Source organism: Salmonella sp. SAL4457, assembly GCF_046548235.1.
In the GTDB taxonomy this organism is placed as follows: domain Bacteria; phylum Pseudomonadota; class Gammaproteobacteria; order Enterobacterales; family Enterobacteriaceae; genus Salmonella; species Salmonella enterica.
In genome coordinates this window covers 1-270 of record NZ_JBGDZO010000521.1, presented here as the reverse complement: position 1 = coordinate 270, position 270 = coordinate 1, and the positions used below count along the sequence as shown (strand labels likewise).

Genomic DNA, 270 nt, shown 5'->3' with positions numbered 1-270 from the left:
ATGCTGCCGTCCATGCAGTAGTAATCGGGGGAAATCCGCCCGACCGCCGGAAACGCATTCTTGCGCCCGGCCCAGAAGCGCTGGCGCTCGGCCTCGTCTTGGGCCTGTCGCACCGAGGTGGCGCCAGCCGCCTCGAACAGCTCGCGGACCCGCTCGCAATCCTCGTGCACGTCGGCTTCCACGCCATCCAGTTCGCAGAGCAGGATCGCCGCCGCGTCGACCGGGTAACCGGCGTGGATGAAATCCTCAGCGGCGCGGATCGACAGGTTG

General features: G+C 67.4%; 1 protein-coding gene. It reads right to left on the bottom strand.

The annotated features are described in order from the left end of the window. The coding region (locus ACLJNW_RS25315; protein WP_410961379.1) for an FAD-linked oxidase C-terminal domain-containing protein at window positions 1-270 on the bottom strand (270 nt) is incomplete at both ends.